This is a genomic window from Methanohalophilus sp. DAL1, assembly GCF_001683555.1.
GTDB classification, from domain to species: Archaea; Halobacteriota; Methanosarcinia; order Methanosarcinales; family Methanosarcinaceae; genus Methanohalophilus; species Methanohalophilus euhalobius.
The window spans coordinates 34,046-60,353 of record NZ_MAFX01000056.1 but is presented as its reverse complement, the minus strand read 5'-3'; the positions used below and the strand labels follow the sequence as shown (position 1 = coordinate 60,353).

27 protein-coding genes, 1 tRNA gene and 1 pseudogene are annotated in these 26,308 nt (G+C 42.3%); 11 read left to right on the top strand and 18 right to left on the bottom strand.

Annotation, left to right across the window (positions count from 1 at the left end; translation table 11 throughout):
* Positions 1-10 precede the first annotated feature (10 nt).
* Both A9957_RS09875 and rimK read right to left on the bottom strand, forming a co-directional pair.
* Complete coding sequence (locus tag A9957_RS09875) at positions 11-958, bottom strand: mechanosensitive ion channel family protein (RefSeq protein ID WP_241646075.1); 948 nt, start codon at positions 956-958, stop codon at positions 11-13.
* 306 nt (positions 959-1,264) lie between these two features.
* Positions 1,265-2,173, bottom strand: coding sequence for a 30S ribosomal protein S6--L-glutamate ligase (gene rimK, locus A9957_RS09870; protein WP_292344072.1), 909 nt, complete (start codon positions 2,171-2,173; stop codon positions 1,265-1,267).
* A gap of 95 nt (positions 2,174-2,268) precedes the next feature.
* On the opposite strand from rimK, the gene A9957_RS09865 reads away from it, so the two are divergent.
* The 6 genes from A9957_RS09865 to ahbC all read left to right on the top strand — a co-directional run bounded on the left by A9957_RS09865 (position 2,269) and on the right by ahbC (position 9,142).
* Entirely contained in the window at positions 2,269-4,458 is a 2,190-nt protein-coding gene (locus A9957_RS09865; RefSeq protein WP_292344071.1) for an ATP-dependent DNA helicase, read from the top strand.
* A gap of 43 nt (positions 4,459-4,501) precedes the next feature.
* A complete protein-coding gene (gene hisD, locus A9957_RS09860) occupies positions 4,502-5,788 on the top strand; it encodes a histidinol dehydrogenase (RefSeq protein WP_292344070.1) in 1,287 nt (428 codons plus the stop codon).
* An 86-nt stretch (positions 5,789-5,874) separates the two neighbouring features.
* Positions 5,875-6,273, top strand: a complete 399-nt coding sequence (locus A9957_RS09855; RefSeq protein ID WP_292344068.1) for a DUF1699 family protein — start codon at positions 5,875-5,877, stop codon at positions 6,271-6,273.
* Between the two features lie 107 nt (positions 6,274-6,380).
* The gene (gene cobA / locus A9957_RS09850) at positions 6,381-7,145 is read left to right on the top strand and encodes a uroporphyrinogen-III C-methyltransferase (protein ID WP_292344067.1); all 765 of its coding nucleotides are present in this window, start codon (positions 6,381-6,383) and stop codon (positions 7,143-7,145) included.
* Position 7,146: 1 nt separating this feature from the next.
* On the top strand, positions 7,147-7,935 hold the full coding sequence (locus A9957_RS09845; protein WP_292344064.1) for a uroporphyrinogen-III synthase: 789 nt from the start codon (positions 7,147-7,149) through the stop codon (positions 7,933-7,935).
* 13 nt (positions 7,936-7,948) lie between these two features.
* A complete protein-coding gene (gene ahbC / locus A9957_RS09840; RefSeq protein WP_292344062.1) occupies positions 7,949-9,142 on the top strand; it encodes a 12,18-didecarboxysiroheme deacetylase in 1,194 nt (397 codons plus the stop codon).
* On the opposite strand, the gene A9957_RS09835 is transcribed toward ahbC, so the two are convergent.
* The 4 genes from A9957_RS09835 to A9957_RS09820 are packed head-to-tail and all read right to left on the bottom strand — an operon-like array spanning position 9,143 to position 10,640.
* The gene (locus A9957_RS09835; protein WP_105460690.1) at positions 9,143-9,367 is read right to left on the bottom strand and encodes a DUF2892 domain-containing protein; all 225 of its coding nucleotides are present in this window, start codon (positions 9,365-9,367) and stop codon (positions 9,143-9,145) included. It lies immediately after the preceding gene.
* A gap of 13 nt (positions 9,368-9,380) precedes the next feature.
* Entirely contained in the window at positions 9,381-9,740 is a 360-nt protein-coding gene (locus A9957_RS09830; protein WP_105460691.1) for a carboxymuconolactone decarboxylase family protein, read from the bottom strand.
* Positions 9,741-9,755: 15 nt separating this feature from the next.
* The gene (locus A9957_RS09825) at positions 9,756-10,103 is read right to left on the bottom strand and encodes a desulfoferrodoxin family protein (RefSeq protein ID WP_105460692.1); all 348 of its coding nucleotides are present in this window, start codon (positions 10,101-10,103) and stop codon (positions 9,756-9,758) included.
* A gap of 21 nt (positions 10,104-10,124) precedes the next feature.
* Positions 10,125-10,640 carry a ferritin gene (locus A9957_RS09820; protein ID WP_096712169.1) on the bottom strand — a complete coding sequence of 172 codons (516 nt, stop codon included), beginning with the start codon at positions 10,638-10,640 and terminating at the stop codon, positions 10,125-10,127.
* A gap of 258 nt (positions 10,641-10,898) precedes the next feature.
* Between A9957_RS09820 and cca the strand changes: the two genes are divergently transcribed.
* Positions 10,899-12,236 carry a CCA tRNA nucleotidyltransferase gene (gene cca / locus A9957_RS09815; RefSeq protein WP_105460693.1) on the top strand — a complete coding sequence of 446 codons (1,338 nt, stop codon included), beginning with the start codon at positions 10,899-10,901 and terminating at the stop codon, positions 12,234-12,236.
* On the opposite strand, the gene A9957_RS09810 is transcribed toward cca, so the two are convergent.
* From A9957_RS09810 to iorA, 3 genes are read right to left on the bottom strand one after another with little or no spacing between them, the layout of a single operon-like run.
* Positions 12,233-13,081 carry a DNA-3-methyladenine glycosylase gene (locus A9957_RS09810; protein ID WP_105460694.1) on the bottom strand — a complete coding sequence of 283 codons (849 nt, stop codon included), beginning with the start codon at positions 13,079-13,081 and terminating at the stop codon, positions 12,233-12,235. The two genes, cca and A9957_RS09810, sit on opposite strands and share 4 nt — an antisense overlap.
* Before the next feature lie 10 nt (positions 13,082-13,091).
* Positions 13,092-13,685, bottom strand: coding sequence for an indolepyruvate oxidoreductase subunit beta (locus A9957_RS09805; RefSeq protein WP_105460695.1), 594 nt, complete (start codon positions 13,683-13,685; stop codon positions 13,092-13,094).
* Positions 13,682-15,487 (bottom strand): indolepyruvate ferredoxin oxidoreductase subunit alpha, encoded by a 1,806-nt coding sequence (iorA, locus tag A9957_RS09800; RefSeq protein WP_105460696.1) that lies wholly within the window; start codon positions 15,485-15,487, stop codon positions 13,682-13,684. Before iorA ends, A9957_RS09805 begins: the two co-directional genes overlap by 4 nt.
* Before the next feature lie 155 nt (positions 15,488-15,642).
* Between iorA and A9957_RS09795 the strand changes: the two genes are divergently transcribed.
* Complete coding sequence (locus A9957_RS09795) at positions 15,643-15,990, top strand: MarR family transcriptional regulator (RefSeq protein WP_096712164.1); 348 nt, start codon at positions 15,643-15,645, stop codon at positions 15,988-15,990.
* Between the two features lies 1 nt (position 15,991).
* Positions 15,992-16,609, top strand: a complete 618-nt coding sequence (locus tag A9957_RS09790) for a 4Fe-4S binding protein (protein WP_096712163.1) — start codon at positions 15,992-15,994, stop codon at positions 16,607-16,609.
* A gap of 4 nt (positions 16,610-16,613) precedes the next feature.
* Here the strand turns inward: A9957_RS09790 and A9957_RS09785 are convergent, their stop codons facing one another.
* Genes A9957_RS09785 through A9957_RS09775 form a run of 3 tightly spaced genes read right to left on the bottom strand, consistent with a single transcriptional unit; the run spans position 16,614 to position 19,766 of the window.
* Entirely contained in the window at positions 16,614-17,153 is a 540-nt protein-coding gene (locus tag A9957_RS09785) for a DUF255 domain-containing protein (protein WP_292344060.1), read from the bottom strand.
* An 8-nt stretch (positions 17,154-17,161) separates the two neighbouring features.
* A complete protein-coding gene (locus A9957_RS09780; RefSeq protein ID WP_096712162.1) occupies positions 17,162-18,016 on the bottom strand; it encodes a 2-oxoacid:ferredoxin oxidoreductase subunit beta in 855 nt (284 codons plus the stop codon).
* Between the two features lies 1 nt (position 18,017).
* Positions 18,018-19,766: a 2-oxoacid:acceptor oxidoreductase subunit alpha gene (locus A9957_RS09775; protein WP_096712161.1), complete on the bottom strand. Its 1,749-nt coding sequence runs from the start codon at positions 19,764-19,766 to the stop codon at positions 18,018-18,020.
* 356 nt (positions 19,767-20,122) lie between these two features.
* Here A9957_RS09775 and A9957_RS09770 point away from each other — a divergent pair.
* Positions 20,123-21,030 (top strand): annotated as a pseudogene (locus tag A9957_RS09770) (IS5 family transposase).
* Between the two features lie 152 nt (positions 21,031-21,182).
* Here A9957_RS09770 and A9957_RS09765 read toward each other — a convergent pair.
* Both A9957_RS09765 and A9957_RS09760 read right to left on the bottom strand, forming a co-directional pair.
* On the bottom strand, positions 21,183-21,863 hold the full coding sequence (locus A9957_RS09765; protein WP_096712160.1) for a hypothetical protein: 681 nt from the start codon (positions 21,861-21,863) through the stop codon (positions 21,183-21,185).
* 76 nt (positions 21,864-21,939) lie between these two features.
* Positions 21,940-23,106, bottom strand: coding sequence for a hypothetical protein (locus A9957_RS09760; RefSeq protein ID WP_292344058.1), 1,167 nt, complete (start codon positions 23,104-23,106; stop codon positions 21,940-21,942).
* Between the two features lie 615 nt (positions 23,107-23,721).
* Here A9957_RS09760 and A9957_RS09755 point away from each other — a divergent pair.
* Entirely contained in the window at positions 23,722-24,123 is a 402-nt protein-coding gene (locus A9957_RS09755) for a hypothetical protein (protein ID WP_096712930.1), read from the top strand.
* 20 nt (positions 24,124-24,143) lie between these two features.
* Here the strand turns inward: A9957_RS09755 and A9957_RS09750 are convergent.
* From A9957_RS09750 to tuf, 4 genes are all read right to left on the bottom strand, one after another.
* A tRNA-Arg gene (locus A9957_RS09750) sits at positions 24,144-24,215 on the bottom strand.
* Positions 24,216-24,331: 116 nt separating this feature from the next.
* Positions 24,332-24,532 carry a helix-turn-helix domain-containing protein gene (locus tag A9957_RS09745; RefSeq protein WP_096712931.1) on the bottom strand — a complete coding sequence of 67 codons (201 nt, stop codon included), beginning with the start codon at positions 24,530-24,532 and terminating at the stop codon, positions 24,332-24,334.
* A gap of 115 nt (positions 24,533-24,647) precedes the next feature.
* Positions 24,648-24,959: a 30S ribosomal protein S10 gene (gene rpsJ / locus A9957_RS09740; protein WP_096712932.1), complete on the bottom strand. Its 312-nt coding sequence runs from the start codon at positions 24,957-24,959 to the stop codon at positions 24,648-24,650.
* 35 nt (positions 24,960-24,994) lie between these two features.
* On the bottom strand, positions 24,995-26,263 hold the full coding sequence (gene tuf, locus A9957_RS09735) for a translation elongation factor EF-1 subunit alpha (RefSeq protein WP_096712933.1): 1,269 nt from the start codon (positions 26,261-26,263) through the stop codon (positions 24,995-24,997).
* Positions 26,264-26,308: the final 45 nt, after the last annotated feature.

Below are 26,308 nucleotides of genomic sequence, written 5' to 3'. Positions count from 1 at the left end.
GAAGAGGATATTAAAAATCCTCTTTTCCTTCTTTTTGCCCGATGTAACTTTTTTCTGCAATCAGGTCTTTTTTGTACACCAATGTTCTGTATGGGAATGGAATTTCTATTCCTTCTTTATCGAAACGTTTCTTGATAGCTTCCCTAATCTCACATCCTGTACCATAAGCAAAACTTCTATCCCTTACCCAAACAAATAATTTCAGGTTAACTGAAAAATCTCCGAGTCCTGTTAAAAGGACAGAAACATCATCATCACTGAACTTTTCATCATATTTACGAAGTTCAGAGAAGGACATCGTATTTTTGTTTTTGCGACCTTCTTCGACCATTATCTTACGGGCCAGATCAATATCGGAATCATAGCTTATACCTATCTCAATCGGCCAGCATACCGTTGGGTCCTCTATAGTCCAATTTATGATAGCTTCGTCACTGATTACATGATTTGGCAGGATAAGCCTGCGATTGTCCCAGGTTTTAACGACCGTATGACGTAAAGTGATATCCGTAATCTTGCCGTAATCATCCCTGATATTAACACGGTCTCCCACCCTAAAGGGGCGAAATATGGCAAGGGATACGCCTGAAATAATATTTGACATTGTGCTCTGGGCAGCAAGACCAACGACTATACCCAAAAATCCTGCACCTGCCAGGATAGCAAAAGAAAGGTCTTGCAGTGTCGGAAAATGCATAATTATCAGAACTAATCCAAATACATAGACAAGAGCTATGGATGTATGCCTGATAATTCGATAAGCAGTTTCATCTACAGCCATTCTACGGTTGGCTATTTCAAATTGATGCCGAATTATCCTGTCAACCAATTTTGATGCAACAAACGTAAGAACGATAACGAAAATTACGAATAGAACATCCAGTACATTCCAGAAATTCCAGAATTGCCATGAAGTTTCAGAAAATACATCTGATGTGTTTACCATTGGACCTACCATATTTATTCTTAATAAAACATCCAATAAATAATAGTGCTTATAATTTAATCTTTATCCATGGTTGTGTTCTTAAAAGGGGCTGCTTCCAAAATAATCTGCGAGGTTTTCCAAAAAACAATGTAAGGTACCCTTTAACAAAGGGCAACATCGTTTTGCTTATCGTTCCAATTTTCTGCAAATACACAGCAATTGTATTGTTACCTACAGGATCAATACAGAAATAGCAAGATGCTCTTTTATTCATCTTGTCATCCAGATGAATTCAATATATATATATATAATTTCACTTTATTTACAACAGAATCCTTACTGTTTTGAGCCTTTGGTACCTGTACGACAAGGCCTGGCATTTTCTTCGATAAAATCAATTATCATGGAAGCAACATTTTTTCCGGATGCCTTTTCGATTCCTTCAAGCCCAGGGGAAGAATTTACCTCCATAATAAGGGGACCCCTTGAAGATCTAAGCATATCAACTCCCGCCACATTCAATCCGAGAGTCTTTGCTGCCGCAACAGCAGTTTTCCTTTCCGCCGGAGTGATTTTTACAGAGCAAGCAGTTCCCCCACGATGAAGGTTGGAACGGAATTCTCCCTCTTTTGCCTGTCTTTTCATGGCAGCCACAACTTTATTGCCAACCACAAAACAACGAATATCCGATCCTTCTGCCTCCTTGATATATTCCTGCACCATTATATTGACTTCCATTCCTAAAAAGGCATCAATCAAACTTTCAGAAGCACTTCTGGTCTCGGCAAGAATCACACCTATCCCCTGGGTACCTTCAAGCAATTTCACCACCAGTGGAGGACCTCCAATCATTCTGATGACATCATCGACATCATCGGGAGACCGAGCAAACCCTGTGATAGGCATTCCCAATCCTTTTCTGGAAAGAATCTGCAAGGAGCGTAGTTTATCCCGGGACCTGGAAATGGATACTGATTCATTTACTGGGAATACACCCATCATCTCAAATTGGCGTAAAACCGCAGTGCCGTAAAATGTAATGGAGGCAGCTATACGCGGTATAACAGCATCAAAATTATCAAGATCCTTACCCTTATAGTGGATGGAAGGCTTTGAAGATGTAATATTCATATAGCAACGAAGAGTATTGACAACCATTACAGAATGGCCTTTGATTTTTGCCTCTTCCACAAGCCGACGTGTTGAATATAAATTTTTACTTTGTGACAAAATAGCTATTTTCAACCCACAATTCCCCTTTAATAATAAATGCTATTAATTATATTTGTACCTTTCAACAGCAAAAGTGATATCCAAACTCGCCTTAGATGTGAAATTTCATGAAAATAGAAGAACTGGACCTGCCTTCAGAAGCCATTGAAGTATATGTTCAGGCCGGTATAGAAGAACTCTATCCACCCCAGGCAGATGCTGTAGAAAAGGGGTTGCTAAAAGGAGAAAACTTGCTTGCAGCAATCCCCACAGCATCAGGGAAGACCTTACTTGCAGAGATGGCGATGCTAAAAGCTATTAAAAAGGGAGGAAAAGCCCTTTACATTGTACCCCTTCGAGCACTGGCTTCTGAAAAATTCAGGGATTTTAAACGATTCGAAAGCCTGGGAATAAAAGCAGCCATATCAACAGGGGATTTTGATTCACGGGATGAATGGCTGGGTTCCAATGACATAATAGTAGCCACCTCCGAGAAAACAGATTCCCTTTTGCGTAATTCCACACCCTGGATGAAAGATATCACCGCTGTGATCGTTGATGAGGTACACCTACTGGATTCGGCAAACAGGGGACCTACACTGGAAGTAACGCTTACAAAACTTAAAAGACTCAATCCGGGGGCACAGGTAGTTGCTCTTTCAGCTACAGTTGGCAATGCGATAGAAATTGCACAGTGGCTGGAAGCCAAACTCGTATTGAGTGAATGGAGACCCACGGATTTACATGAAGGGATTTTTTTCGGAGATGCCATCAATTTCGATGAAGACCAGAAGTTTATCGAAAGACGCCACAGGGAAGATACTGTAAACCTTGTGCTGGACACTGTTATCGAAGGAGGACAATGTCTTGTATTTGACAGCAGTCGTAAGAATTGCGTCGGATTTGCAAAGAAATGTGCTCCTGTTGTCGGAGAACTGCTCGACAGGCAAAATCGCAATGAACTGGAAGAAATTGCAAAAGATGTTCTGGAAAACGGGGAAACAAAACTCACTGAAACTCTTGCCGACTGCATTAAAAAGGGGGTAGCCTTTCATCATGCAGGACTGAATTCTGCCCATCGCAGAATCGTAGAGGATGCCTTCCGGAACAATTCTATAAAAATGATCTGCAGCACACCCACACTGGCAGCCGGATTGAACCTGCCTGCCCGACGTGTGATCATCCGCAGCTACAAACGTTATGACCCCAATGCAGGAATGCAACCTATCCCTGTACTTGACTACAAACAGATGGCAGGCAGGGCAGGCAGACCACATCTGGACCCTTACGGAGAGGCTGTAGTCATAGTGAAAACCTATGAAGAATTCACCGATGTGCTGCAGAGATACACCAATGCTTCTGCAGAAGACATCTGGTCCAAACTGGGTACCGAGAATGCACTGCGCACTCATATCCTTTCAACTATTGCAAGCGGTTTTGCAAATTGCCACAGGGAGATACTTACCTTTTTGGGTTCCACATTTTTTGCCCACCAGCAACAGAGCTGGAATTTCGAAGAACTGCTTGAAGACTCCCTGATCTTCCTCAAGAATGAGGGAATGCTTGAACAGGACAATGAGACCATCAGAGCAACCGCACTGGGAAAAATGATATCCTCGCTATATATTGACCCCCTTTCGGCTTCAAAAATCATCCGCGGCCTGGAAAAAACCACATATGCCACAGATATGACTTTGTTGCAACTGATTTGCAGTACACCGGATATGCGCCTGCTTTACTTGCGCAACAGGGATTATGAAATAATAAATGATTATGTGATGAATCATACAGAAGATTTTATTGAAGTTCCCAGTCCTTTCAAACAGATAGAATATGAATGGTTTCTCTCAGAGGTCAAGACCGCTTTGTTACTGCTGGAATGGATCAATGAAAAAAGCCTGGAGAAAATTGTTGAGAATTATCAGGTCGGAGAAGGAGACATTTATGCCAGCTCTGATATTGCCGAGTGGCTGATGCATGCCACCCAAAGAATTGCATCCAGGATAAATCCACAACTTGAAACTGAATGTGCTAAACTTGAAAAACGGATACATTATGGTGCAGGCAGTGAACTAATGGAATTGGTGGAAATTCCCAATGTGGGCAGAGCAAGAGCACGCAAACTTTTCAAGAAGGGGTATCGCAGCCGCCAGAAACTTGCAACAGCAGATGAAAAGGAACTTGCAGGAATAGTCGGGCCAAAGATTGCCCAAAAAATCCTTTCATACCTAGGCAGGGAAACTCACAGTAATGGTTATGTAGAGCCGGAAACATTGGAAACTAAAAAACAACAAAAAACATTTCAGGACTTTATCTGAAATAACGATTTAATACATAAACACAAAGACGGAGACTTACCCCATGCTTTATAAGAAAATTAAAGACCTCACCAATAATGAATTGAATAATCTTATGGAAAGGGCATCAGATCTGATGGCTGTAAAGGATACAGTTGAAACAATACTTGCAGATGTGAAAAAGGACGGGGATAGTGCCCTGCGTTATTATACTGAAAAATTTGACAAAGCCCGTATTGGTGCCATCGAAGTAACTGAAGACGAAATTAATGAAGCAATGACAAAAGTAGATCCGTCTTTGTTGAAACATCTGGATAAGGCTGCATCGAACATCCGGAAATTCCATGAAGCCCAATTACCCCGGGACAAATGGTTTGTGGAAATTTCCCCGGGAATTAAAGCAGGACAGAAAACCGTACCCTTAAGATCCGTAGGTGCCTATGTACCCGGGGGAAGAGCGTCTTACCCATCCACAGCACTTATGGCAATAATCCCGGCCAAAGTTGCAGGAGTGAAGGATGTAGCCATGTGCACTCCTCCCGGCCCCGATGGGAAGGTAAATCCTCTGACACTTGCATCTGCAAAGGTAGCTGGTGCTGACAGGATATACAGACTCGGCGGTGTGCAGGCTGTTGCAGCTCTTGCCTATGGAACTAAAAGCGTTAAACCTGTAGACAAGATTGTGGGGCCAGGAAATGTATTTGTGACTACGGCAAAGATGCTTATCCGCACACATGCAGAGATAGATTTCCCGGCAGGGCCCAGTGAGATCCTGATAATCGCAGATGAAACTGCAGATCCGGATTTCATCGCAGCTGACATGCTGGCACAGGCCGAACATGACCCCAACGCAATCTGTGTATTAACAACCACCTCTGAGAAAATTGCAGCGAATACGCAACAACGCTTAGGAGAACTTGCAGATACCACCCCCAGGTCAGAGATCGTGAAAGAATCCCTGCAAAATGCGGCCATCCTTATAGGTGCTTCTCTTGATGAGTGTATTGGATTATCCAACAAATTCGGACCCGAACATCTTGAGATAGTGACAGCAGATGATGATGAAGTCCTGGACAGGATTGATAGTGCCGGATCGATTTTCATGGGAAAATATGCTCCCGTTTCAACCGGTGATTATGCTTCAGGAACAAATCATGTTCTCCCTACAGCCGGATATACAAGGCTCTACTCAGGATTAAACATCAATCATTTCCTGAAATATTCCACAATACAGCAGCTGGACAGGAAAGGCTTGCAATCGCTGAGTGATACAATAATCACACTTGCAGAAGAAGAAGGGCTGTATGCTCATGCTGATGCTGTAAGGTTGCGTTTGAAGAAAAATGAATGAGTCCCTCACTCGATAATTATTTAAGAGGTGAGACTTAATAATAATTTATTCAGTTATGCATAGAGCTTGATATCAGGAGTGGAATCATGAAAATCAGAGTTGTCAGTAAAAGGAAAGAAATTGAAACACTCGATGAGGGGGAAAGAGTGATTCATCTGGCTTTCCGACCGTCCAATAAGGACATATTTGATCTCGTTAAAAGATGTAAGAATGTAGAAGTGATCCAGATACCTTCATCTTACAGGAAAACTGTATCAAAATCCATTGAAATGTTCCTTGAGATGGAAGGAATCAGACTTATAGAGGGAGATGTGTGGGGCCACAGGAAAGACATAAATGAGTATTACAGCATCTCACCTTCTGTCAATGAAAGGATAAAGGAATTGAAATCTGAGGGTATGTCAGACGAAGAAATTGCCAGAAAGATAGAAAGAGAGGGAAAACTCAACAAGGATATTTTATTATATATACTCGATAAACAATGAGTATATTTTTTCACTTTTTCTTCCCTTCGGTTCATATCCAGTACATATAACCTTTTTAACCAATCAATTCCTTAGTTCCCCAAACACGTCAATAGAGGATTAATATCATGAATAGTGGATACGGGAAAGTATATCTTGTTGGGTCCGGTCCCGGAGATCCGGAACTGCTCACAATAAAAGCAAGAAAGTTGATCGACAGCGCAGAGGTCATAGTCTATGACCAGTTGCCAGGAGAAGCAATCCTGCAGAGCATGCCCGAAACGGCAGAAAAAATAGATGCAGGAAAATATGCAGGCAATCATAAACTAACCCAGACAGAAATCAACGATATGATAGTGAAAAAGGCAGAAGAAGGAAAGAATGTCGTTCGATTAAAGGGCGGGGATCCCTATATGTTCGGCAGAGGCGGCGAAGAAGCTGAAAAACTTGTGCAGGCAGGAATCGATTTTGAGGTTGTACCCGGTATCACCTCTGCGATTGCAGTGCCTGCTTATGCCGGAATCCCTGTAACCCACAGGGACCATGCATCGATGGTTACATTCATCACCGGCCATGAAGACCCGACCAAAAAGGAAACCGGCCTTGATTGGGAAACCCTGGCCCGATTCCCCGGGACGCTGGTCATATTTATGGGAGTGAAAAGGCTGGAAGAGAATATGAATGCACTGAAAAAATATGGCAAACCTCCGACAACTCCGGTGGCAATTATCGAAAAAGGAACCCGCCCAGATCAAAGGATCACCACAGGAAACCTTGAGAACATAGCAGAAAAAGCAAAAAAGGCCAGTGTAAAGGCCCCTGCAATAACAGTTGTGGGTGACGTGGTTTCCGTACATGATATCCTGGGTATGCAAGAGGTCGTATGGGGATAACATGGATAAAAAGAGTAATACCATAGCAATAATGAGACCACGCAATTACCTTGCAAAATCCCGCGAGATGGCACAATCCATGGGATACGAGGTATTCGAGGCACCAATGATCGAACTCACCGATATGAAAGACGACATGTTCGATATATTCACCGACCATATCCTTTCTGGAAAGAGCGACTATGTTATATTTACCAGTGCCAATGGTATCGACTATACCCTGGACAAAGTAGAAGACAGGAATGAATTTACCAATGCTCTTAACAGGACAAAAGTAATAGCCATCGGCCCAAATACTAAAAAGAGGCTGGAAGAACTTGAAATTGAAGTCCTGGGTATACCAGGTGTCTACAGCTCAGAAGGACTGGTGGAATATCTCTGCCCTGATGTTAAGGGAAAGATTGTTGATACCGCACGCAGTGCTTATGGTTCAGTCCTGCTCATAGAAGGGCTTGAAAAGTGTGGCGCATCGGTTCTGGAAACACAGGTATATACACTTGTCCGACCCGAAGGGGACAAGCAGAGGGAGCTTATCAGAAGGGCGGCAGCCGGAGATATTGCTATTTTTGCCTTCACAAGTTCCATGATGGTACGCAATTTCTTCAGCCTGGCAGAAGAGATGGGAAAAACCGATGACATAAAAGAAGTTATGAAAAAGTCTATAGTGGCTGCAATTGGCACTCCTACAGCAAATACCATTCGGGAATATGGCGTGGAAACAACTATAAAGCCCTGCAAGTACACCTTCGATGAAATGCTAAAGACAATTAAAGACGAATATTTTGACTAAAGAAGGTCTATAAATGATAGGTATTTCAAAGCTCTATTGCGGAACTGTCGAACCATCGGATGCCCTGCGATATGGAAGACATTCCTCCAGATTACCTTCCCACCTACTCCAGTTCTCAAAGGACAAGAAACCTGTTGTAGTCTGGAATATCACCCGCAAATGTAACCTCAAATGCATTCACTGTTATGCCCAGGCAGATGAGAAGGATTTTGAGGGAGAACTATCCACAGAAGAAGGAAAAAGACTCATCGATGATCTGGCAGAATTCAAAACGCCTGTCATACTTTTTTCCGGAGGAGAACCTCTTGTAAGGAAAGACCTGCCTGAATTGGCCGAATATGCAGTCTCAAAAGGCCTAAGAGCAGTAATTTCCACAAATGGCACACTAATAGATATGGACATGGCAAAAAAACTAAAGGAAATCGGCCTGTCCTATGTTGGAATATCCATTGACGGCACGGAAGAGACAAATGACAGGTTCCGCGGACAACAAGGGGCTTTCAAAAAGGCGCTTGAAGGTGTCCGCAACTGCATGAAAGCAGGAATCAAGGTTGGCCTGCGTTTTACAATCAATAAAAGTAATTTCCGGGAAATCCCTGCAATATTCGACCTGCTGGAAGAAGAAGGAATTCCGCGGATTTGTTTCTATCATCTTGTGTATGCAGGCAGAGGCAGCGACCTCATAAAACAGGACCTGACACATGAAGAAAGCCGGGAAACCGTAGACCTGATCATGGATCGTACAAAACAGCTTTATGAGAAGGGAATTAAACCAGAGGTACTCACCGTGGACAATCATTGTGATGCCCCCTACCTCTACATGAAATTAAAGGACGAAGAACCCGAACGTGCAACCGAGGTCCTCGATCTTATGAAAATGAACGGAGGAAATTCCACCGGCGTAGGAATTGGTTGTGTTTCCTGGGATGGAACAGTGCACCCGGACCAGTTCTGGCGCCACTACAACATCGGGAATATCAGGGAAAGACCTTTCAGTGAGATATGGACAGATCTCAGCGACAATTTACTTGCAGGCCTGAAAGATCGCAAACCCCTATTGAAGGAACATGCAAAAAGATGTGGCCGGTGCAAGTGGCTGGACATCTGTAACGGAAATTTCCGTGTCCGTGCAGAAGCTGTTTATGGCAATGTCTGGGCAGATGACCCGGCCTGTTATCTTACAGATGAAGAGATCGGGCTGGAATAATTATTTTTTTGCGGTATTGATACCCAGATAATGATAGGGCGTACAGTGCCTTATCATTGCCGTAAATAATCCAGCCAAAGCCACCAGAGCAACCAGCCAGTTCCAGGGGGAGGTTTCTACCAGATCCATGGCCAGGGCAATCGTTGCCACTGAACCAATCAGGGCTCTGAGGAAAAGGTCAAATCCGCCGACATTTTCCTCGAGCAATATATCTTTGAAAGTCATAGTCGATTGCCTTTTAGAATTCCAATTTATCCATCTGCTTTAATACCTGCCTGCTGAAATCAGTGAAATTCTGGATACCACCTGTCCAGGCAGCGATCATCATACAATCCGTGATCTCAGTACGGGTTGCCCCAAATTTCTTGAGTCTTTCAAGAATTTTCACTGCACTTTCACTGTTATTATTGGAACAGGCAATGGAAAAGACAAGAAGATGTTTCTCCTTCATGGAGAGACCATCCTCCCTGTCTTCCCAAACAGCAGTGTAAAAGGATGCAAGGGCCTCAGAGAAGTCTTCATTTATGTCCTGGGCATACCTTATGGACCTTGGAAGGAAACCCTTGACTTCTTTTACATTATCTGCATTTGTGCCCATGAATTTCACCTAACCTTAGAGTTCGATCAGGTTCTGCCACAGGCCGTGTACATTACAATAGGACATAGCAAACACGGCCTTGAAATCGGCAACATTTAACTTAAACCTTGCAAGAGGCTCGGTAAAAGAGGGGCCAAACTCCGCACGTCCAAGATCTACTACCTGCCCATTCTCTTTCACACCATACAACTCAAGCCATACAATATGATGCTCAACCGTATTGGGATGGGCAACTTCCTTTCCCACATGGACCGTCACAAGGTCTTCCACGTCTGAACCATGGGACTTGCTGATTGAAATATCAGGTACATGTTTCTCTTTGCCTTCCGATACCTTTCCTTTAATTAATTCTTCAATATCCATATCAAATCCTCCTTTTACTGATTACTGTTCTTCCTGTGCCGGTGGGGTGAAAACCCTTGCCCCGAGTTCCTTGTCAATCATAAAAAGGCCATTGCCATCTTCACCTGCAAGTTGGAGTTTGCTGATTATTTCATTGTCATTGCTCTCTTCTTCGACCTGTTCGGTGACAAACCACTGCAGGAATATGTTTGTTGCATAGTCCTTCTCTTCATTTGCAAGAGTGACCAGTTCATTGATGGACCTTGTGATGAACTGTTCGTGTTCAAGGGTTGCCTTGAACATCTCAAGAGGCGTACCAAATTCCTTTGGTGGCTGCTCTATTGCCTTAAGCTGGATTTGTGCCCCCTGTCCATTCAAGTAATCATATATACGCATGGCATGAGTCATTTCTTCCTGATACTGCACCATAAACCAGTTCGAAAAGCCGTCAAGTCCTTTATATGAACTTGCAGCTGACATTGCCATATAAAGATAAGCAGAGTACATTTCCCTGTTTATTTGCTCGTTCAGCGCATCGATCATCTTTTCACTTAACATATTTACCTCCAAATATAGACTCAAAAAAGACAACGACAGTTAAACTGCACCACCTGTTCTCCATCTGTCAAACTCCCGTTATCCATAGAAGAGAAGATAGATAGCTATAAATTTTTATCGTTAGACAGTTTTATGTTCATTTATATTATAAAATAACAATAAAAGAAACAGTATATAGCTTCAAAGGATATATAGTAAAAAACAGCTGAAAAGCCATACATAACATAACTGTAAAACACAGAACTCAAAAGGATTTGCATGCTGCCTCTTGAACAAAAGGTACTGGAACGTATCAAACCTTCATTGAAAGAAAAAGAAAAACTGGAAAAAACTGCCGATTATCTGATGAGAAGAGCGATCCAGATAGCCAAAAAAGAACGTATTACCGATGTGAAGGTCCAGCTGGTAGGCTCAGCTGCTCGCAATACATGGATCACCGGAACACATGATCTTGATATATTCATAAGTTTTGACCCATCCCTTCCACGGGAAAAACTTGAAGAGTATGGTTTGTTCATAGGTCACGAACTCGCAAAAGAAAGCCGATTTTGGGAGGAAGGTTATGCAGAACACCCCTACACCAAAATGAACTATGCCGGATTTGATGTAGATATCGTTCCCTGCTACCGTGTAACCGACGCCTCCAGAATTATCTCAGCTGTTGACAGGACTCCTTTTCACAACCGCTTCATAAAAGAGAGGATCAAAGGTCTTGAAGATGACGTGCTTTTACTCAAACAATTCATGAAAGCCGGAGGGACATATGGCTCAGAACTGAAAACCCGGGGTTTCTCGGGCTATCTCACCGAACTGCTCATAATCCATTATGGCTCTTTCAAAAACGTGCTTGAAGCCGCAGCAGTGTGGGAGCCGAATCAGAAAATAGAGTTCCTGAAGCCCACAAAAGAATATAGCGAGCCTCTTCAGGTGATTGACCCCACAGATGCAGGAAGAAACGTAGCCGCTGCTCTATCCCTGGATAAATTTTGCCTCTTCGTTGATCTCTGCCGCCAGTATCTGAAAGAACCAAATGAATCTTTTTTTGTCCGAAAAAATCCTGTTCCACTGTCCGATGAACAAGTAATCCAGAGAATGAATAAAAGAACAAGCTCCATAATTGCATTGAAGTTCCATACTCCTGAAGTTGTAGAAGATATATTGTATCCCCAGCTTTTCAAAATGCAAAAGTCCGTGGAAGCATTACTTGAAAAACAGGACTTTCAACTCATTAAAAGTGGTATATGGGTAGGCAAGGATGTCGTACTTATCATTGAACTGGAAAATTCCCAGATTGCAACGGTCAAAAAACACAGGGGTCCGCCAGTATGGGTTAAGCAACATGCTGAAATGTTCAGGGAGAAATACACCAACAGAACAGATGTGTTTGCATTCTACATAGAAGACGGGAAATATGTAGCTGAAGTACCGCGCAAATATACTACAGCCTCTTCATTACTTGAAAATGAAATTTACAACTGTTCCCTGGGAAAACAGGTTGCAAAGAACATTAAAGACGAGTATGAAATCCTGTCCGGGAAAAATATCCTGCAAATAAAGGATAACGACTACCGGGCTTTTCTCAATGAATTTCTTTAATCCATTCCACTACCCAGTTTACCTTCACGCCTGTGCTGATAGAAAAGATACTGCTGGGCATAACCACAGTAATGTCCAAAATAGGATCGTGCCCACTCAGCCATTCTGGGTTTGGTATAAGGTCCTTCAAAAATATCGGAATAATAATTTCTGATGACCTTGTCAACATGGGTATCTACAGGAAAAGCTTCCATTTTCCCATAGGAGAAAAGGAGGATACAATCAGCCACCTTTTCCCCGATACCTTCTATATTCATCAATTGCTGCTTGGCCTGAAAATAATCCATATCATACAGCCCATAAAGGTCTAATTCCCCTGATTCTATCATCCTGGCAGCTTTGATAAGTCGGCGTGCTCTGAAACCCAGACTGCAGTCACAAAGATCCTCACCACAACAAGCTGCAAGGGCAGATATTTCAGGAAAGGCATAAATCCCATCTACAATTTCCCTACCCAGCAGCCGGGACAGTTTCTCTATGGATTTCATTATACGAGGAATATTCGAAGCAGTTGCTATCATATAAGACACAAGGCATTCCCAGGGATCCTGCCTAATCAGGCGCAACCCCCTGTATTTTGATATTGCTTCATGTACGTAAGGATCATGATCGATTGAAGAAAAGATACAGGGCAGGTCATCATCCAGCCTGAAATATTTCACAAAAAACTCAACAGGGAGACGGGAATCAATGTAAAGGGTCTCCGCCTCCTGTTCATAGAAGGCATGTACATAATCTCCCTGTACCACACCGTGCCACCAGTCATCTTCTTTTGTCCAGCGAAATACCTGACCACATCCCAGAGTGTGGTCAAGGTCAAAGCATGAAACCGGTATACTGTACATGGTAATATTGTTACTGTCTTGTTGTTTCCCTGCCCAGCCGGAATGCCTTCAGGTTGGTATCAATGGTCTTGGGGGGTACCATATTCCTTGTACATTCCACCAAGATTTCCCCGGGGATTGGAAGATAAGAGGAAATTGCCCCCAGCATCACGACATTCAGGGTTTTCATATTCCCGGCCTGCCTGGCAAGGGCCACAGCATCAAAGGCCACAACCCTGTAATCCTTCTCAAGTCTGGCAACAATTTCCTGCAGGTCAGGGTAGGTGCATTGTCCCGATGTAACGGTTATCGGATAAATCGGGGAGGTATTCATCACCACTATTCCATCCTTTGCAACATCATGAATGTAGCGCATTGCCTCTACAGGCTCCAGTGCCAGCATACCATGGGCACTGCCGCAGGGTATAAGAGATCCCAACTCACAACCAAGTCTTACATAGTTCACAACAGAACCACCACGCTGAGCCATCCCATGGGTCTCTGCTGCCCGGACATCCATCCCTTCAGAAACCGCTGCCTTGCCTATTATATCGGAAACCTTGACAGCACCCTGACCTCCCACACCGGCTATCACAAGATCAAAATCTGATAAATCGGAAGTCATTTTTTCACCTCCACAATAGCATTGAAAGTGCATATTTCAGCACACAATCCACAACCGCTGCACATCGAATTGATAATGGCCTTCTTGGAGTTTTCATCAAATTCAATTGCAGGGCAGCCAAATTTCAAGCATTTCCGGCAACCTTTACAGAGATCTGTATCAACCATAAACGGAGTGTATCGTATACCTTCCCTTGCTGCGGAAATAACACAGGCACGTTTGGCTATCACAACTGAGACCCCTTCATGCGCTTTTGCTCTCTCAAGTACGTCCTCTGTGGCGGCCATGTCGTAGGGGTCAACCACTTCCACGAATTCAGCACCCATTGCACTGCACAATTTATCAAACGCAACTTCCACGGTTGGTTCACGGGTTGCTGTCTTACCCATACCCGGATTAGGTTGGTGACCGGTCATCGCAGTAGTCCTGTTATCGAGTATCAGTACAGTGATATCAGATTTATTGTAGATAGCATTCATTAAACTGTTAATCCCGGTGTGGAAAAAGGTAGAATCACCGATTGTACAGCATATGGGTTTTTTCTCACCGGCATCATAAATTCCAGAAGCAACACTGATACTGGCCCCCATGCAGAGAGTGGTATCCACCGTCCCATGCTGGATACCCAGAGTATAACAGCCGATATCACTGGGAAATACCGCATCTTCACCAAATACTTTTTTCATTACATGGAAAGTACCCCTGTGGGAACAACCCGCACACATTGCAGGCGGTCTTACAGGCAGTTCCATATCCTGCTTTGCAGGTTTACATTCACATGAATCAATTCCAAAGGCTTTAGCAATTCCCTCCATGCAAATATCAACATTGAATTCACCTGTACGGGGAAGAAGGCCATCTGCTTTGCCAACGATTTCAGTTTCAAACTCTACATCTCTTGCAATTACCTTGCACTGGTCCTCAATAACAGGTTCAAGTTCCTCTATCACAATTACCTGTTCTGTTTTCGCGAGAAGTTGACGAACACTGTCTTCTGGAATTGGATACGTCCCTATCTTCAAGAAAGAAGCAGTAATACCAAGCCGTTCAAGCGCTTCTTTTGCATAAACCGCAGCTGTTCCACAAGCAATGATACCAACAGTACTTTCTGCTTCTATGGAAAGTTCATTCCAGCCGGAAACTTCAAGCTCGCCGCGAATGTTCTGCTGTATCGAGAGCAGGTGAGGATGTCGTACCCTCGCATTTTTAGGAACCATTACCCAGCGGTCAGGATTCTTTTCAAATTTAATTTCACCTGTCTTCTGCCTGACTGGAGCCAGTTCGATATCTGACTTCCCGTGGGATATACGTGTTGTGGAGCGAAAGATTACCGGTATTTCATATTTTTCAGATAATTCAAAGGCATAAGGAATCATGTCCTTGGCCTGCTGGGAGGTTGATGGTTCAAGACAGGGAACCTGTGAGAACACGGAATACCTGCGGGTATCCTGCTCGTTCTGGGAAGAATGGCAGGAAGGGTCATCGGCCACTATAATAACCATGCCTCCCTTGACACCCATATATGCCAGAGTCATCAGGGGATCAGCAGCTACATTCAGACCTACGTGTTTCATGGTAACCACGGAACGGGCTCCTGCCATAGAGGCACCGGCAGCCACTTCCATTGCAACCTTTTCATTTACGGACCATTCAATATAGAAGTCCCTTTCTTTCATAGAAGCCAGAGTATCCACTATTTCAGAAGAAGGGGTTCCTGGGTAACCGGACACAACGTCCACAGCCCCTTCTACAATACCGCGGGCAATGGCAACGTTGCCTAGCATATATTCACGACCGCTCATGGTAATCGCCTGCTACTTCATAATATACATTATTGATAAATATATCTCGTAATACCATGAGTACTGCTAATTTTTGGCAACATACAGCAGTTGTTAAAAGCGTTTATATATGCTGTGGATTATAGACAGTACTGTAAATTAAAAGAGGTATTGGAATGATAGACTTTGCCTGCAAAGAATTCCGTTTAAACGATGTTATCAAATGTGCCCTGAAACTTACAAGAGCCGACATGAAGGTCATCGGGTTATTCTTTGATATGCCTGAAAAATGGGTAAATACCGAAGATGTAGCAAATGATACCGGGCTTGACCTTTCAACTGTCCAGAGATCGGTTAAAAAATTACATGAAAAAGAAATCCTTACCAAATCCCAAACAAATCTGGATCGTGGAGGATACACCTATATCTATAAACTGAAGGAAAAAAATGAGATAAAGGAAATTATTATGCAAATTGTACATGAGTGGGTAAACAAAGTCGATAAAGAGCTGGAGGCATGGTGAAATGTTGAATATAACACGTTATTTGTGGGTACTTGTACTTATTGTTACTCTGGGAGGATTGTGGTATCCATACCTGGGATATGTCATGGCTGTAGTAATGCTAACCCTGATGATCACTGCCGTCTTCCGTGGACGCTGGTTCTGTGGAAATCTCTGCCCACGTGGAAGTTTCAATGATTTTGTACTGAACAAAATCTCGAGGAAAAAGAACATACCCGGTGTTCTCAGAAGTTTGTGGGTAAGAGTGCCTCTTTTCATTCTGATTATGTCATTGATGATATACAGGGTATCAATTGTATTTGCCACCCGTAATATGTTCGAAAAGATTGGAGTGATATTGGTATCCATGTGTATCGTGACAACTGTAGCAGCAATCCTGCTTGGTGGATATTACAATTCCAGGGCCTGGTGTACGGTATGCCCGATGGGAACTGCACAAAGAATAATCGGAGGAGACCGCTACCAGCTTAAAATGGCACATGATCTTTGCATAGATTGCAAGAAATGCGAAAAAATTTGCCCCATGGAACTGACGGTCAGGGATATAGGCAATAATCCCGACTGCATAAAATGTGGCCGATGTGTAGAAGCCTGTCCAAAAGATGCCCTGTACTTTTAAATGATCAAAACAACAGGTTTTCTAATTCCCGGGGATCGTTGACCGGAGGAGCGCAGCTTTGTCCTTTGCAGACATAAGCTGTAGTTCTCCCTTCTTTTACATCCATATCAAACGTATAAGGGGCAATCCTGGCCAGATCTCTGGCAGATTTGGGGTTTTTCAATAACAATATTGTTTGGAGAAGATTATTTTTCCTTACAACACCCATCATTTCCTTAAGCCCGATTTTTTCAGAATCTGTAACTATTACCACAAGGGTAGCCTCTGCTTCAAGCATGAGGCCTGTTAACATGTAGCTATAGGCCGGTGGAGAACGCTGCAGCATTCCACCAAACGCCGACAGGGTTGTACGGGCTAACTCACGGTAGCGCACATGACACCAGTGACATGTTGAATACCCAATGGAAAGGAAGACCGGGAGGTTTTTCCTTGTCGCCTGCTCAAAAGCTTCTTCTGACCACGGATACCAATCAACAGGATTTGTGGAATGTTGTCTCAGGTAGGGACTGTTTTCCCGGGCAAGCCTGTTGATTTTGGGATTCATGATTAACCTCAGGAAAAATTCTCAAACACACTGTCCAGCTTTGCAAAATCGTATTGTTTTCCTGTAAGTGGTCCCTTTTTTAGTACCTCCAGTTTGGACTCGAATGGCTCTGAATCTCTCTTATAGAACACACCTGTAGGAATCCGGTCACCCCATTCAAGAGCTTTCTCAAAAGCTGCAATCCTGTTTGCAGGATCATGCCCATCATCTTCCATTTTGTAAACTCGGTCATGATACCACTTGTATGTATTGAGTTTATTGAAGGTAACACAAGGCTGAAGAACATCCACAAGGGAAAATCCCTTGTGAGAAATCGCCTGTGAGAGCAATGATGAAAGATGATCGACATCACCGGCAAATCCTCGTGCCACGAAGGGACAATCCAGAGATATAGCAACTGCCAGAGGATTGAAAGGGGTATGGAGAACACCATGCGTCTGCACCTTGGTTTTCATGCCCAATTCACTTGTAGGGGAGGCCTGGCCTTTGGTCAAACCGTATATCTGGTTGTCATGTGCTATCAAAGTAATATCGGGATTGCGGCGAATGGCATGTATGAAGTGGTTTCCTCCCTCACCATAGGAATCCCCGTCACCACCTACCGCAATCACAGTGAGTTCAGGATTGGCAACCTTTGCTCCAGTAGCCGGAGGCAGGGTCCTGCCATGAAGGCTGTTGAATGTATTGCATTTCAGGTAGTGTGGTAATTTACCCGACTGACCGATTCCTGATACCATCAAAACTTCGCGGGGCTCTTTACCAAGGTCCACAAGAGAGCGTTTCACAGCCTCAAGTATGTTGAAATTGCCACACCCGGGACACCATTCAGTTTCACCGTCTTTATAGTTGTCCATTGTTACCATTTCAGATCACCCCCATTCCTTTAAGCTCCCTGATTACCGATTGTGGTGTAAAGGGCAGGCCATCATACCTTAACATCTTCTTTGAAACTTCAAATCCTAATTCGGCCCGCAGCAGGCGTGCAAACTGGCCTGTTGCATTATTTTCCACGCATATAGTGGTGTTCAACCCATCCAGTAAACTGACAGTATCATGAGAAAACGGGTAAATATCACTAAAATGAATCAAATTTATGGATACTTCATCACGATTCAGGATCTCAACTGCCTCTGCAAGGGGACCATAGGTAGATCCCCAGCCTATCAGGGAAATATCTGCTCCGTCTATACCATGAATAGCTGGCATCTGCATTTCATCCGTAAGTCCATCTACCTTGCGCAGACGTTTTTCATTCATACGAATGCGGTTACCAGTAGTCTGATCGATATGACCTGATTCGTTGTGTTCATCACTGTCTGCAACCACCAGTGCACCGTTCTGGCCGGGAATAGCCCTCGGTGATATACCGGATTCGGTAATTGTATATCTCTGGTAGTCACTTCCCACAGCCCTGTCTTCCAGAAGATGCCTGTTAATCTTCAGGCCGGATGTATCAAACATCTCATAGGTAAAGAGACCATCTGCAAGATGCTGGTCACTCAATATCAGAACCGGGATCTGGTATTTGTCAGCTATGTCGAATGCCCGTCTTGTCTGGTTGAAGGCGTCTTTTGCCGTACGAGGGGCAAGTACACAACGGGGAAATTCCCCCTGTGCCGCATGAAGCACAAAATTAAGGTCCCCCTGTTCGGTCATTGTGGGAAGGCCGGTAGCAGGCCCGGGACGCTGGCCCAGAAAGATGACAATCGGTGTCTCAGTAATGCCGGAGAGACCCAATCCTTCTGTCATCAGGCAGAAACCTCCACCTGAAGTAGTAGTCATGGCACGCACCCCTGCAAAGGATGCTCCGATAGCCATATTTATGGCAGCGATCTCATCCTCGGCCTGCTCCACAACAGCATTGAAATCGTCTGCATGTGCTGCTACTCGGGTCATGACACCAGTTGAAGGGGTCATGGGATATGCCGAAAGGAATTGCACTCCTGCAGCAAGGGCACCCACTCCCACACTGTCATTACCATTTATCAAAATCCGCCTGTTAGTCGGTTGTGGGCTGAGATTATAGTTACAAATCCCCTCAAATTTACCATTTTTTACATAATCATAACCTGCTTGTGCTGCCTTTATGTTTTTCTCTACAACCTCATCACCTTTTCTTTTGAAAGTCTCGGAAAGGAACTTTTTAAGTGTTGAAAGATCATAGCAAAGCAGTCCAAATACAGCTCCTACAGCAACGGTATTTGAAAATAATTTTTTACCACTTACATCCTTTGCGATTTCTGTGAAAGGAACAGATACAATCTTTTCATCTACATTGTCCCTGACAATAGATTCATCGGCAAGCACGAATCCTTCTTTGACCTCTTCAATATGCTCAGGAATTGTCTGGTTGTCAAGAGCCACCAATACGTCTATCTTTTCATCCAGTGCATATACAGGGTGATCACTCACCCTTATGTGGAAATAGTTGTGTCCGCCCCGCACCCTGGAAAGATAGAACTGATTTCCATAAACATAGAAACCATCCCTTACAAATGTTCTTGAAAGAACCAATCCTATAGTTTGTATGCCCTGACCGGCTTCTCCACCTATTTTTATGTTTATATCGACGATAATGATTCCCCCTGAAATAACACCTAAACAAAAAGTCATTGTAATAATGTTGAAACCTGAAATATAAATAATAATGGTTTAAAGAGACTTTCATCTATAGCATGTTCAAATTACACTAAATCAATATCTAAATACCCTATATAGACACGTATATTTTGAGTTTGCCAAAAGACTTCCATTTAATCTTCTATATATACAATTAAAAATAACCAGGCTACTAATCAGCTTAATTGTGTTTAAGTAGTCGGGATGAAATATGAATCTATATTTAATTGTAGTAATAATTTCGGCTCTGTAGAAATCCTTTTCTCTAAATTCAGCTAAGCTGGTATAATTTTAATAAGAAGAAGTCCCCTGTGTACTTTTGCACTAGAAACACAAGGGGATGATTGTGTTTGTCTAACAAGTACTTAAATTTTATTGATATAGCATTGCAAGTAACACGGTATTCACACCGCCACTCTACAGCTGCAAATATTCCAAACAAACATACACACAACACCAGCTATTGACGTTGGTTTTGTTAAAGGAATATTTAGGAGAAGATTACAGGGATTTTGTTGATCTTGTTGAATTGATGAGTTCTATCCAGACTAAACTTGGATTAACCAAAGTGCCTCATTTTACTACACTTCAAAAATTTGTTACTCGAATCTATTCAGTAATACTTGATCGTATTTTCAAAAAGACATTAGACTTATTTTACAAGAATGGAGAGTCAGTTGAAGTTACTGGTATCGATTCAACTGGTTTTACAAGTGGGTATTGTAGCAACTACTATTCCTGGAGAATCAAGAAGTGGAGGCGAAATTATGTCAAGACCAGTATTTCAGTTGATGTGCAGAAATTTGTCATAACTGGATACAAAATATCAGGTAAACCTGTTCATGATGCAAAACATGCAAAGACATTGCTTTAGCAATGTCATCGCAACAGGAAATCAAGATATTATGTAATGGATAAAGCGTATGATTCTGAAAGCATACATGAATTGACGAGAGAAAAACTCGGATCAATAGCAATTGTTCCACTGAGACAGCGTGAAAGAAAGAGTATAAAAGGACATTATAGAAAGAAAATGTTACGAGAATTTGATGATAAAATTTACTCGCTGCGAAATTTGAGTGAAACGATGTTCTCTGTATTGAAAAGAAAATATGGGGAAAATCTGAGAGCCAGGAAATATAGAAACCAAGTAAAAGAAGTGAAATTAAAAGTGGTATTGCACAATCTTGACAGATCTGTCAAGATTGTATGTTTTGTCTGGTTGAGGATTTCTACAAAGCCCAAATTTACTATTTAGTTTAAACCGGGCTGATTCCAACAAGCTTGAACCTGCCCGTTTTTATTTAATCAAGTATATGCTGCTTCCTCCTGGAAGTATGTGAATTTCCACTTCCCAACGTGGGATTCACCTCCCAGCATCAACAGCGATTCGTTATTTCATTTATAATATTACAATAAACGATCTTTATAGAATACAAACGCTAACATCATTAGACATAAAAATGCTCCAAATCCAGGAGTGGATCGATCTTCTCCAGTGTCCTTAGAATCGCTGATGTTAGTTTCTTTATTATCTTCTAAAGTCTCATCCAGGGATCCAAAATTCACATCATAGTAACCAACCACATCAATATTGTTTGTAAGCCTAAAAACAACTGGTATGTTTTCTATCCCATTCTTGTCTGCTTCTTCTTTTACAATATTGTATATCTTCTCTATTTCTTCATCAGAATACGTTGTATTATTATCATTCCTGTAAAGATCAATTGCAAAATAACCGGTTGCTGTATTGTATCCATAAAGCACAACATCTCCTTCAGGATAGAAATCGGGACCAATTTTATCATAAGAATTAGCTCTTATATCTCTCAAAGTATAGATATATGAAACTAACTGGCCAGTATTTTCAATCTCTGGGAGCTCACCGTATACTTTGATGACATTTGGATCATAGATGTTACTAGCAGGATTTGTGAAACTTGAGATCTTCTCATTTTTTAATCCAAGATAAACTGATAATGCCCTTTCATCTGTATAATAATCTACATATTCAATATCATCAAAATTTGCAGACCCCATATTAGTAAAAAGAATCAGCAACATTGAAAGTGTGACAATAATTTTGTACATGTTTATTCTCCAAAAAGATAAAGGCACGAAATGTGCCTTTAAATGAGGTTACACATGATAGTTAACCTCTTCAGAATCATGCTTCAAGAGGTGTAACATCCAATTTTGATGTCACTTCACTGCATGGTATATAGAATGTAACATCCGCATTATTATATGTTCCATATGCAGAGATGATGCCTACAACCTTGTTGCGACCATAGTATGTGTAGTATACTGGTCCACCACTGTCTCCCTGTTGACATTCATTATCCATAACTTTAACTTTGTCCATGTAATGTCCAAGAATAGTTACTCCAGTTAAAACTGCCTCATAGTCACCAAGTTCTACACCGCTCACACAACCTGATCTTTGCAAGTACATGGATGTTATACCACCTGAGTAATATCCATCTACATCAATAGTGTAGCCTCCTCCTACGTGAATCTTTCCAACCACATTATCGTAAGGAACGAATGCAACATCGGAGTCACTTCCAATAAGGGAAGAAGTTCCTGACTCGTTACCAACTCCTGGAAGAGGCTGGTATGTCTGTATTCCTGAAGACCAGAAACTAACATGTCCAGCGGTGACGTATCCTTTCTGGTTGTCAGAGTCTCTTTCTGCAGCAAATCCAACGGTTCCAACCTGTCCAATAGTTCCATTGGTTGTTGTCATTGCAATACCTCCTATAATAGGGCGGTATTTTAAAGAATATGAAGGCAAAGCTGGCCAGTCGCCAGTGGCAGGTTTTATTTGTTCATCAAGTGTAAAAATGATTGGTACATCTTTTATGCCTACTTTTCCTGCATTGTTTCGAATGATTTTTGTTATTCCCGCAATGTCTTCTTCTTTTATGTTAGGATAATCCTTGTAAAGCATTACAGTAACATATCCATCAGCATCTGTACCATAGGCAATCAGTGGACCGTTTGGATAGAAATAATCAGAGAGTTCTTTATTTTTGTTTATGTTGGTTCTAATCTGATCTAGATTGTTTACCCATTCATACACTTCTGGACCAGTTTTCAATTCAGGAATTTTTCCATAAGCTCTGAATCTATGATCAACATTTTCGGTTGCTTCTAAATCTACAGCTTTTATTGCTGGTATATCATGAAGAAGAGCATTTAATTCTGGATGTTTTCCATTTTCTGAGATGTCGTCTGGGGCACTGGATGCTCCTGCAAGTGGAACAAGCAGCATGCTCGCAACTACCATCATCAATAGTAGTTTTTTCAGTTCAATTTTTTGTACTAACATTTTGTTTCCTTTGTTTCTTTACTCCAAAAACCTTGTCAAGTAAAGCTTAAATATTTACAAAGCTTGTCAAAAAGGCCTTTGGGCACATGGAGTTCAGTTGATATTTCGAAGTTGATCTGAACTCCATCTTTCAAAGGAAATGAGGTTATAATATATATCATTTTGTAAAAATTTCTCGATATAATTATTATTTTATATTTAAATAACTTCTATTTTAGTTTTTATGATTATATTCTAGATTTTGTGAATGCGTGTTTTTAGTATGTTCTTTTTGTGAATTAAACAATGGCACTTTTGCTCTAGACTAAAGTTCAACTAGTATAAACATGGCACTCCAAAGCGAGTAATACCTTTGTATCGACGAATCATTAAATTATTATTGTGAACTAATTTTGGTTTTTAGTAACTATTATTTATATTAGATAATTGTAAATAAGATATACTCAGCATTTATAATATGAACAACTAAAGTAAAAAGGCGGATTTGTCACCCAGAAGCCAAATAGGGTTTCAAACAGTAAGATTTATGTGCTTTTCCCTGATTGAGTTAAGAAATACTTATACTGCATAAAATACAAACCTCACATAAAGAAAAAAAGAGAACGAGGTAACAATATGGAAGAAATTGACCTTTATCTGAATAAAATCAATGATTGCACAATAACACCTTCTGATATAGACCTGATTATTAAAATGCTCAATGAGGATACCAAGAAGGGAAGAATCAAAGCCACAAAGGAAGATATTCAATGGTTTGAAATATACAAGTTTGGTCTGGAAGAACTCGAACTTGAAAAAAGTGGCGAATCTAAGATGCAGGTGGGGGACTGGAGAAATAACCTCAATTACAGCAAGGCCAGGTTCTTTGTGGATGAAATGGATGAATTGGGCCTGATTGAAAACGTCTCATGGCATACTCAGGGAGTAGTCATATTTGACATCAAGAATACAGATGTCTACAGGATTCATCTCTTTAAGAAAATAAAGAATGCCCTGTGTGAACTGTACGGCCTGTAAAAACAGGCATCTCTTTTTTAAGGACCTGCCGGGAATCGAACCCGGGTTCTAAGCTCCGGAGGCTAAAGTGATATCCTCTACACTACAGGCCCACCAGATTTGCTTTTATTGAGTAAAGATGGATATATAGTTTATCCTGACAAAGAAGTGAGATTTCTGGTCGGACAGTACAAGTACAAATGGCCTTCACTTATGCTTGGGAAAGCAATCATTCCTCAGACACAGAGTAATAACACCTTTTAGGGGAACATACAAGTCCTTTTTTCTTAAGTTTGGTTATTGTCTTGCTGACCACTTTCTTATCAATATCTGTAGCTTCGGCAACTTCACCGGATCGCATAGGTTTTCCGCTTTCTTTTAATGCACTATAGACCTTACCTTCGGTTTCATCCTCTATTTCTTCTGACATATAGATCACTCAGGATAAGAAGTAAATTTAATAAATATAATTAACGGTGTGAAAATGTGCAGGAATAGAGAATTAGCAATTAATTAAAAACAAAAGAAAGAGAGGGAAATTTCCCTCAATTCTGAAGAACGATTTCAATATTGATGTCCTTAGGCACCTGAATGCGCATTAGCTGTCTGAGAGCACGCTCATCTGCAGCTATGTCGATCAGGCGTTTGTGCACACGCATTTCCCAGTGATCCCAGGAAGCGGTTCCGTCACCACTTGGGCTTTTGCGTGCTGGTACCACCATTTTTTTGGTGGGCAGCGGGACAGGCCCGGCTATACTTACACCTGTGCGTTCAGCGATGGATTTTACCTGATCGCAGACACCGTCCAGGTTTACCGGATCTATTCCCGACAGTCTTATTCTTGCTTTCTGTGCCATTATTCATTCCCCCTAAAAAGGGTAAAATTGAGTGTTTACTTTTTCTCTTTAACACTCATGCACATACCGGCAGCGATGGTCATACCCATATCACGGATAGCGAACCTTCCGAGCTGTGGGATTTCCTTGACAGGTTCAATGACCATTGGCCTTGTTGGCTTGACTGTTATGATTGCTGCGTCACCAGCCTTAATGAAGGTTGGATTTTCTTCTTTGACCTGACCGGATTTTGGATCCAGTTTCTTGTCAATGGACATCAGTGTACAGGCAGTCTGGGTCGTGTGGCAGTGGAATACAGGTGTGTAACCGATTGTGATTGCGGATGGATGTTGCAGAACAACAACCTGACCTGTGAATTCATCAGCGACTGTTGGTGGATTCTTGGATTCACCACAGACATCCCCACGCCTGACATCGGCTTTACCGACACCCCTGACGTTCCATCCGATATTGTCACCGGGTCTGGCTTCGTTTGCTTCTTCGTGGTGCATCTCAATAGACTTTACTTCACCGCTTGCTCCACTTGGCATGAATGTGACCATCTGGCCTTTCTTCATTACACCGGTTTCTACACGACCTACAGGTACTGTACCGATACCGGAAATTGTGTATGCATCCTGTACAGGTACACGGAGAGGCAGATCGTCTGGAGCTTCTGGAAGTTTCAGACTGTTCAGGCACTCGAGGATAGTTGGACCATTGTACCATGGAGTATTGGAACTGTTCTTAGATACATTGTCACCTTCAAAGGCAGAGGTTGGAATGAATGGGACATCTGCAGCCTTGAAACCAACCATACCCAGAAGTTCGGATACGTCCTTTTTGACCTGGTTGTACTTGTCCTCACTGTAGTCAGTTGCATCCATCTTATTGACAGCGATAATGAGCTGGTTGATACCGAGGGTCCTGGAAAGGAAAACGTGTTCCTTTGTCTGTGCCATTACACCGTCTGTTGCTGCTACCACAAGGACTGCGGCATCTGCCTGGGATGCACCGGTGATCATGTTCTTAACGAAGTCACGGTGACCTGGACAATCCACGATTGTAAAGTAGTACTTGTCGGTGTCAAACCTCTTGTGGGCGATATCAATAGTGATACCCCTCTCACGTTCTTCTTTGAGAGAGTCCATTACCCATGCGAAGGCAAAGGATTCTTTTCCTTTCTCTTTTGCTTCTTCCCTGAATTTGTCGATAACGTGCTGTGGGATAGCACCGGTTTCGTACATGAGCCTACCGACAAGGGTGGACTTTCCGTGGTCGATGTGACCGATAACTGCTAAGTTCATATGTGGTTTGTCTGCCATATATCGATTCTCCTTCTAATTTGATGTTATTATAGGGTTTTTTGT

Excerpts from the sequence above, each read along its gene's own strand:
- A9957_RS09830 (WP_105460691.1), bottom strand. The coding sequence starts at position 9,740 with ATGGGCACAAATGCAGATAATGTAAAAGAAGTCAAGGGTTTCCTTCCA.
- A9957_RS09775 (WP_096712161.1), bottom strand. The coding sequence starts at position 19,766 with ATGACTTTTTGTTTAGGTGTTATTTCAGGGGGAATCATTATCGTCGAT.
- A9957_RS09785 (WP_292344060.1), bottom strand. The coding sequence starts at position 17,153 with ATGAATCCCAAAATCAACAGGCTTGCCCGGGAAAACAGTCCCTACCTG.
- A9957_RS09855 (WP_292344068.1), top strand. The coding sequence starts at position 5,875 with ATGAAAATCAGAGTTGTCAGTAAAAGGAAAGAAATTGAAACACTCGAT.
- ahbC (WP_292344062.1), top strand. The coding sequence starts at position 7,949 with ATGATAGGTATTTCAAAGCTCTATTGCGGAACTGTCGAACCATCGGAT.
- A9957_RS09755 (WP_096712930.1), top strand. The coding sequence starts at position 23,722 with ATGGAAGAAATTGACCTTTATCTGAATAAAATCAATGATTGCACAATA.
- rpsJ (WP_096712932.1), bottom strand. The coding sequence starts at position 24,959 with ATGGCACAGAAAGCAAGAATAAGACTGTCGGGAATAGATCCGGTAAAC.
- A9957_RS09845 (WP_292344064.1), top strand. The coding sequence starts at position 7,147 with ATGGATAAAAAGAGTAATACCATAGCAATAATGAGACCACGCAATTAC.
- tuf (WP_096712933.1), bottom strand. The coding sequence starts at position 26,263 with ATGGCAGACAAACCACATATGAACTTAGCAGTTATCGGTCACATCGAC.
- iorA (WP_105460696.1), bottom strand. The coding sequence starts at position 15,487 with ATGAGCGGTCGTGAATATATGCTAGGCAACGTTGCCATTGCCCGCGGT.
- A9957_RS09795 (WP_096712164.1), top strand. The coding sequence starts at position 15,643 with ATGATAGACTTTGCCTGCAAAGAATTCCGTTTAAACGATGTTATCAAA.
- cobA (WP_292344067.1), top strand. The coding sequence starts at position 6,381 with ATGAATAGTGGATACGGGAAAGTATATCTTGTTGGGTCCGGTCCCGGA.
- A9957_RS09805 (WP_105460695.1), bottom strand. The coding sequence starts at position 13,685 with ATGACTTCCGATTTATCAGATTTTGATCTTGTGATAGCCGGTGTGGGA.
- A9957_RS09790 (WP_096712163.1), top strand. The coding sequence starts at position 15,992 with ATGTTGAATATAACACGTTATTTGTGGGTACTTGTACTTATTGTTACT.
- cca (WP_105460693.1), top strand. The coding sequence starts at position 10,899 with ATGCTGCCTCTTGAACAAAAGGTACTGGAACGTATCAAACCTTCATTG.
- A9957_RS09760 (WP_292344058.1), bottom strand. The coding sequence starts at position 23,106 with ATGTTAGTACAAAAAATTGAACTGAAAAAACTACTATTGATGATGGTA.
- A9957_RS09780 (WP_096712162.1), bottom strand. The coding sequence starts at position 18,016 with ATGGTAACAATGGACAACTATAAAGACGGTGAAACTGAATGGTGTCCC.
- A9957_RS09865 (WP_292344071.1), top strand. The coding sequence starts at position 2,269 with ATGAAAATAGAAGAACTGGACCTGCCTTCAGAAGCCATTGAAGTATAT.
- A9957_RS09820 (WP_096712169.1), bottom strand. The coding sequence starts at position 10,640 with ATGTTAAGTGAAAAGATGATCGATGCGCTGAACGAGCAAATAAACAGG.
- A9957_RS09745 (WP_096712931.1), bottom strand. The coding sequence starts at position 24,532 with ATGTCAGAAGAAATAGAGGATGAAACCGAAGGTAAGGTCTATAGTGCA.
- A9957_RS09810 (WP_105460694.1), bottom strand. The coding sequence starts at position 13,081 with ATGTACAGTATACCGGTTTCATGCTTTGACCTTGACCACACTCTGGGA.
- A9957_RS09765 (WP_096712160.1), bottom strand. The coding sequence starts at position 21,863 with ATGTACAAAATTATTGTCACACTTTCAATGTTGCTGATTCTTTTTACT.
- A9957_RS09825 (WP_105460692.1), bottom strand. The coding sequence starts at position 10,103 with ATGGATATTGAAGAATTAATTAAAGGAAAGGTATCGGAAGGCAAAGAG.
- A9957_RS09875 (WP_241646075.1), bottom strand. The coding sequence starts at position 958 with ATGGTAGGTCCAATGGTAAACACATCAGATGTATTTTCTGAAACTTCA.
- hisD (WP_292344070.1), top strand. The coding sequence starts at position 4,502 with ATGCTTTATAAGAAAATTAAAGACCTCACCAATAATGAATTGAATAAT.
- A9957_RS09835 (WP_105460690.1), bottom strand. The coding sequence starts at position 9,367 with ATGACTTTCAAAGATATATTGCTCGAGGAAAATGTCGGCGGATTTGAC.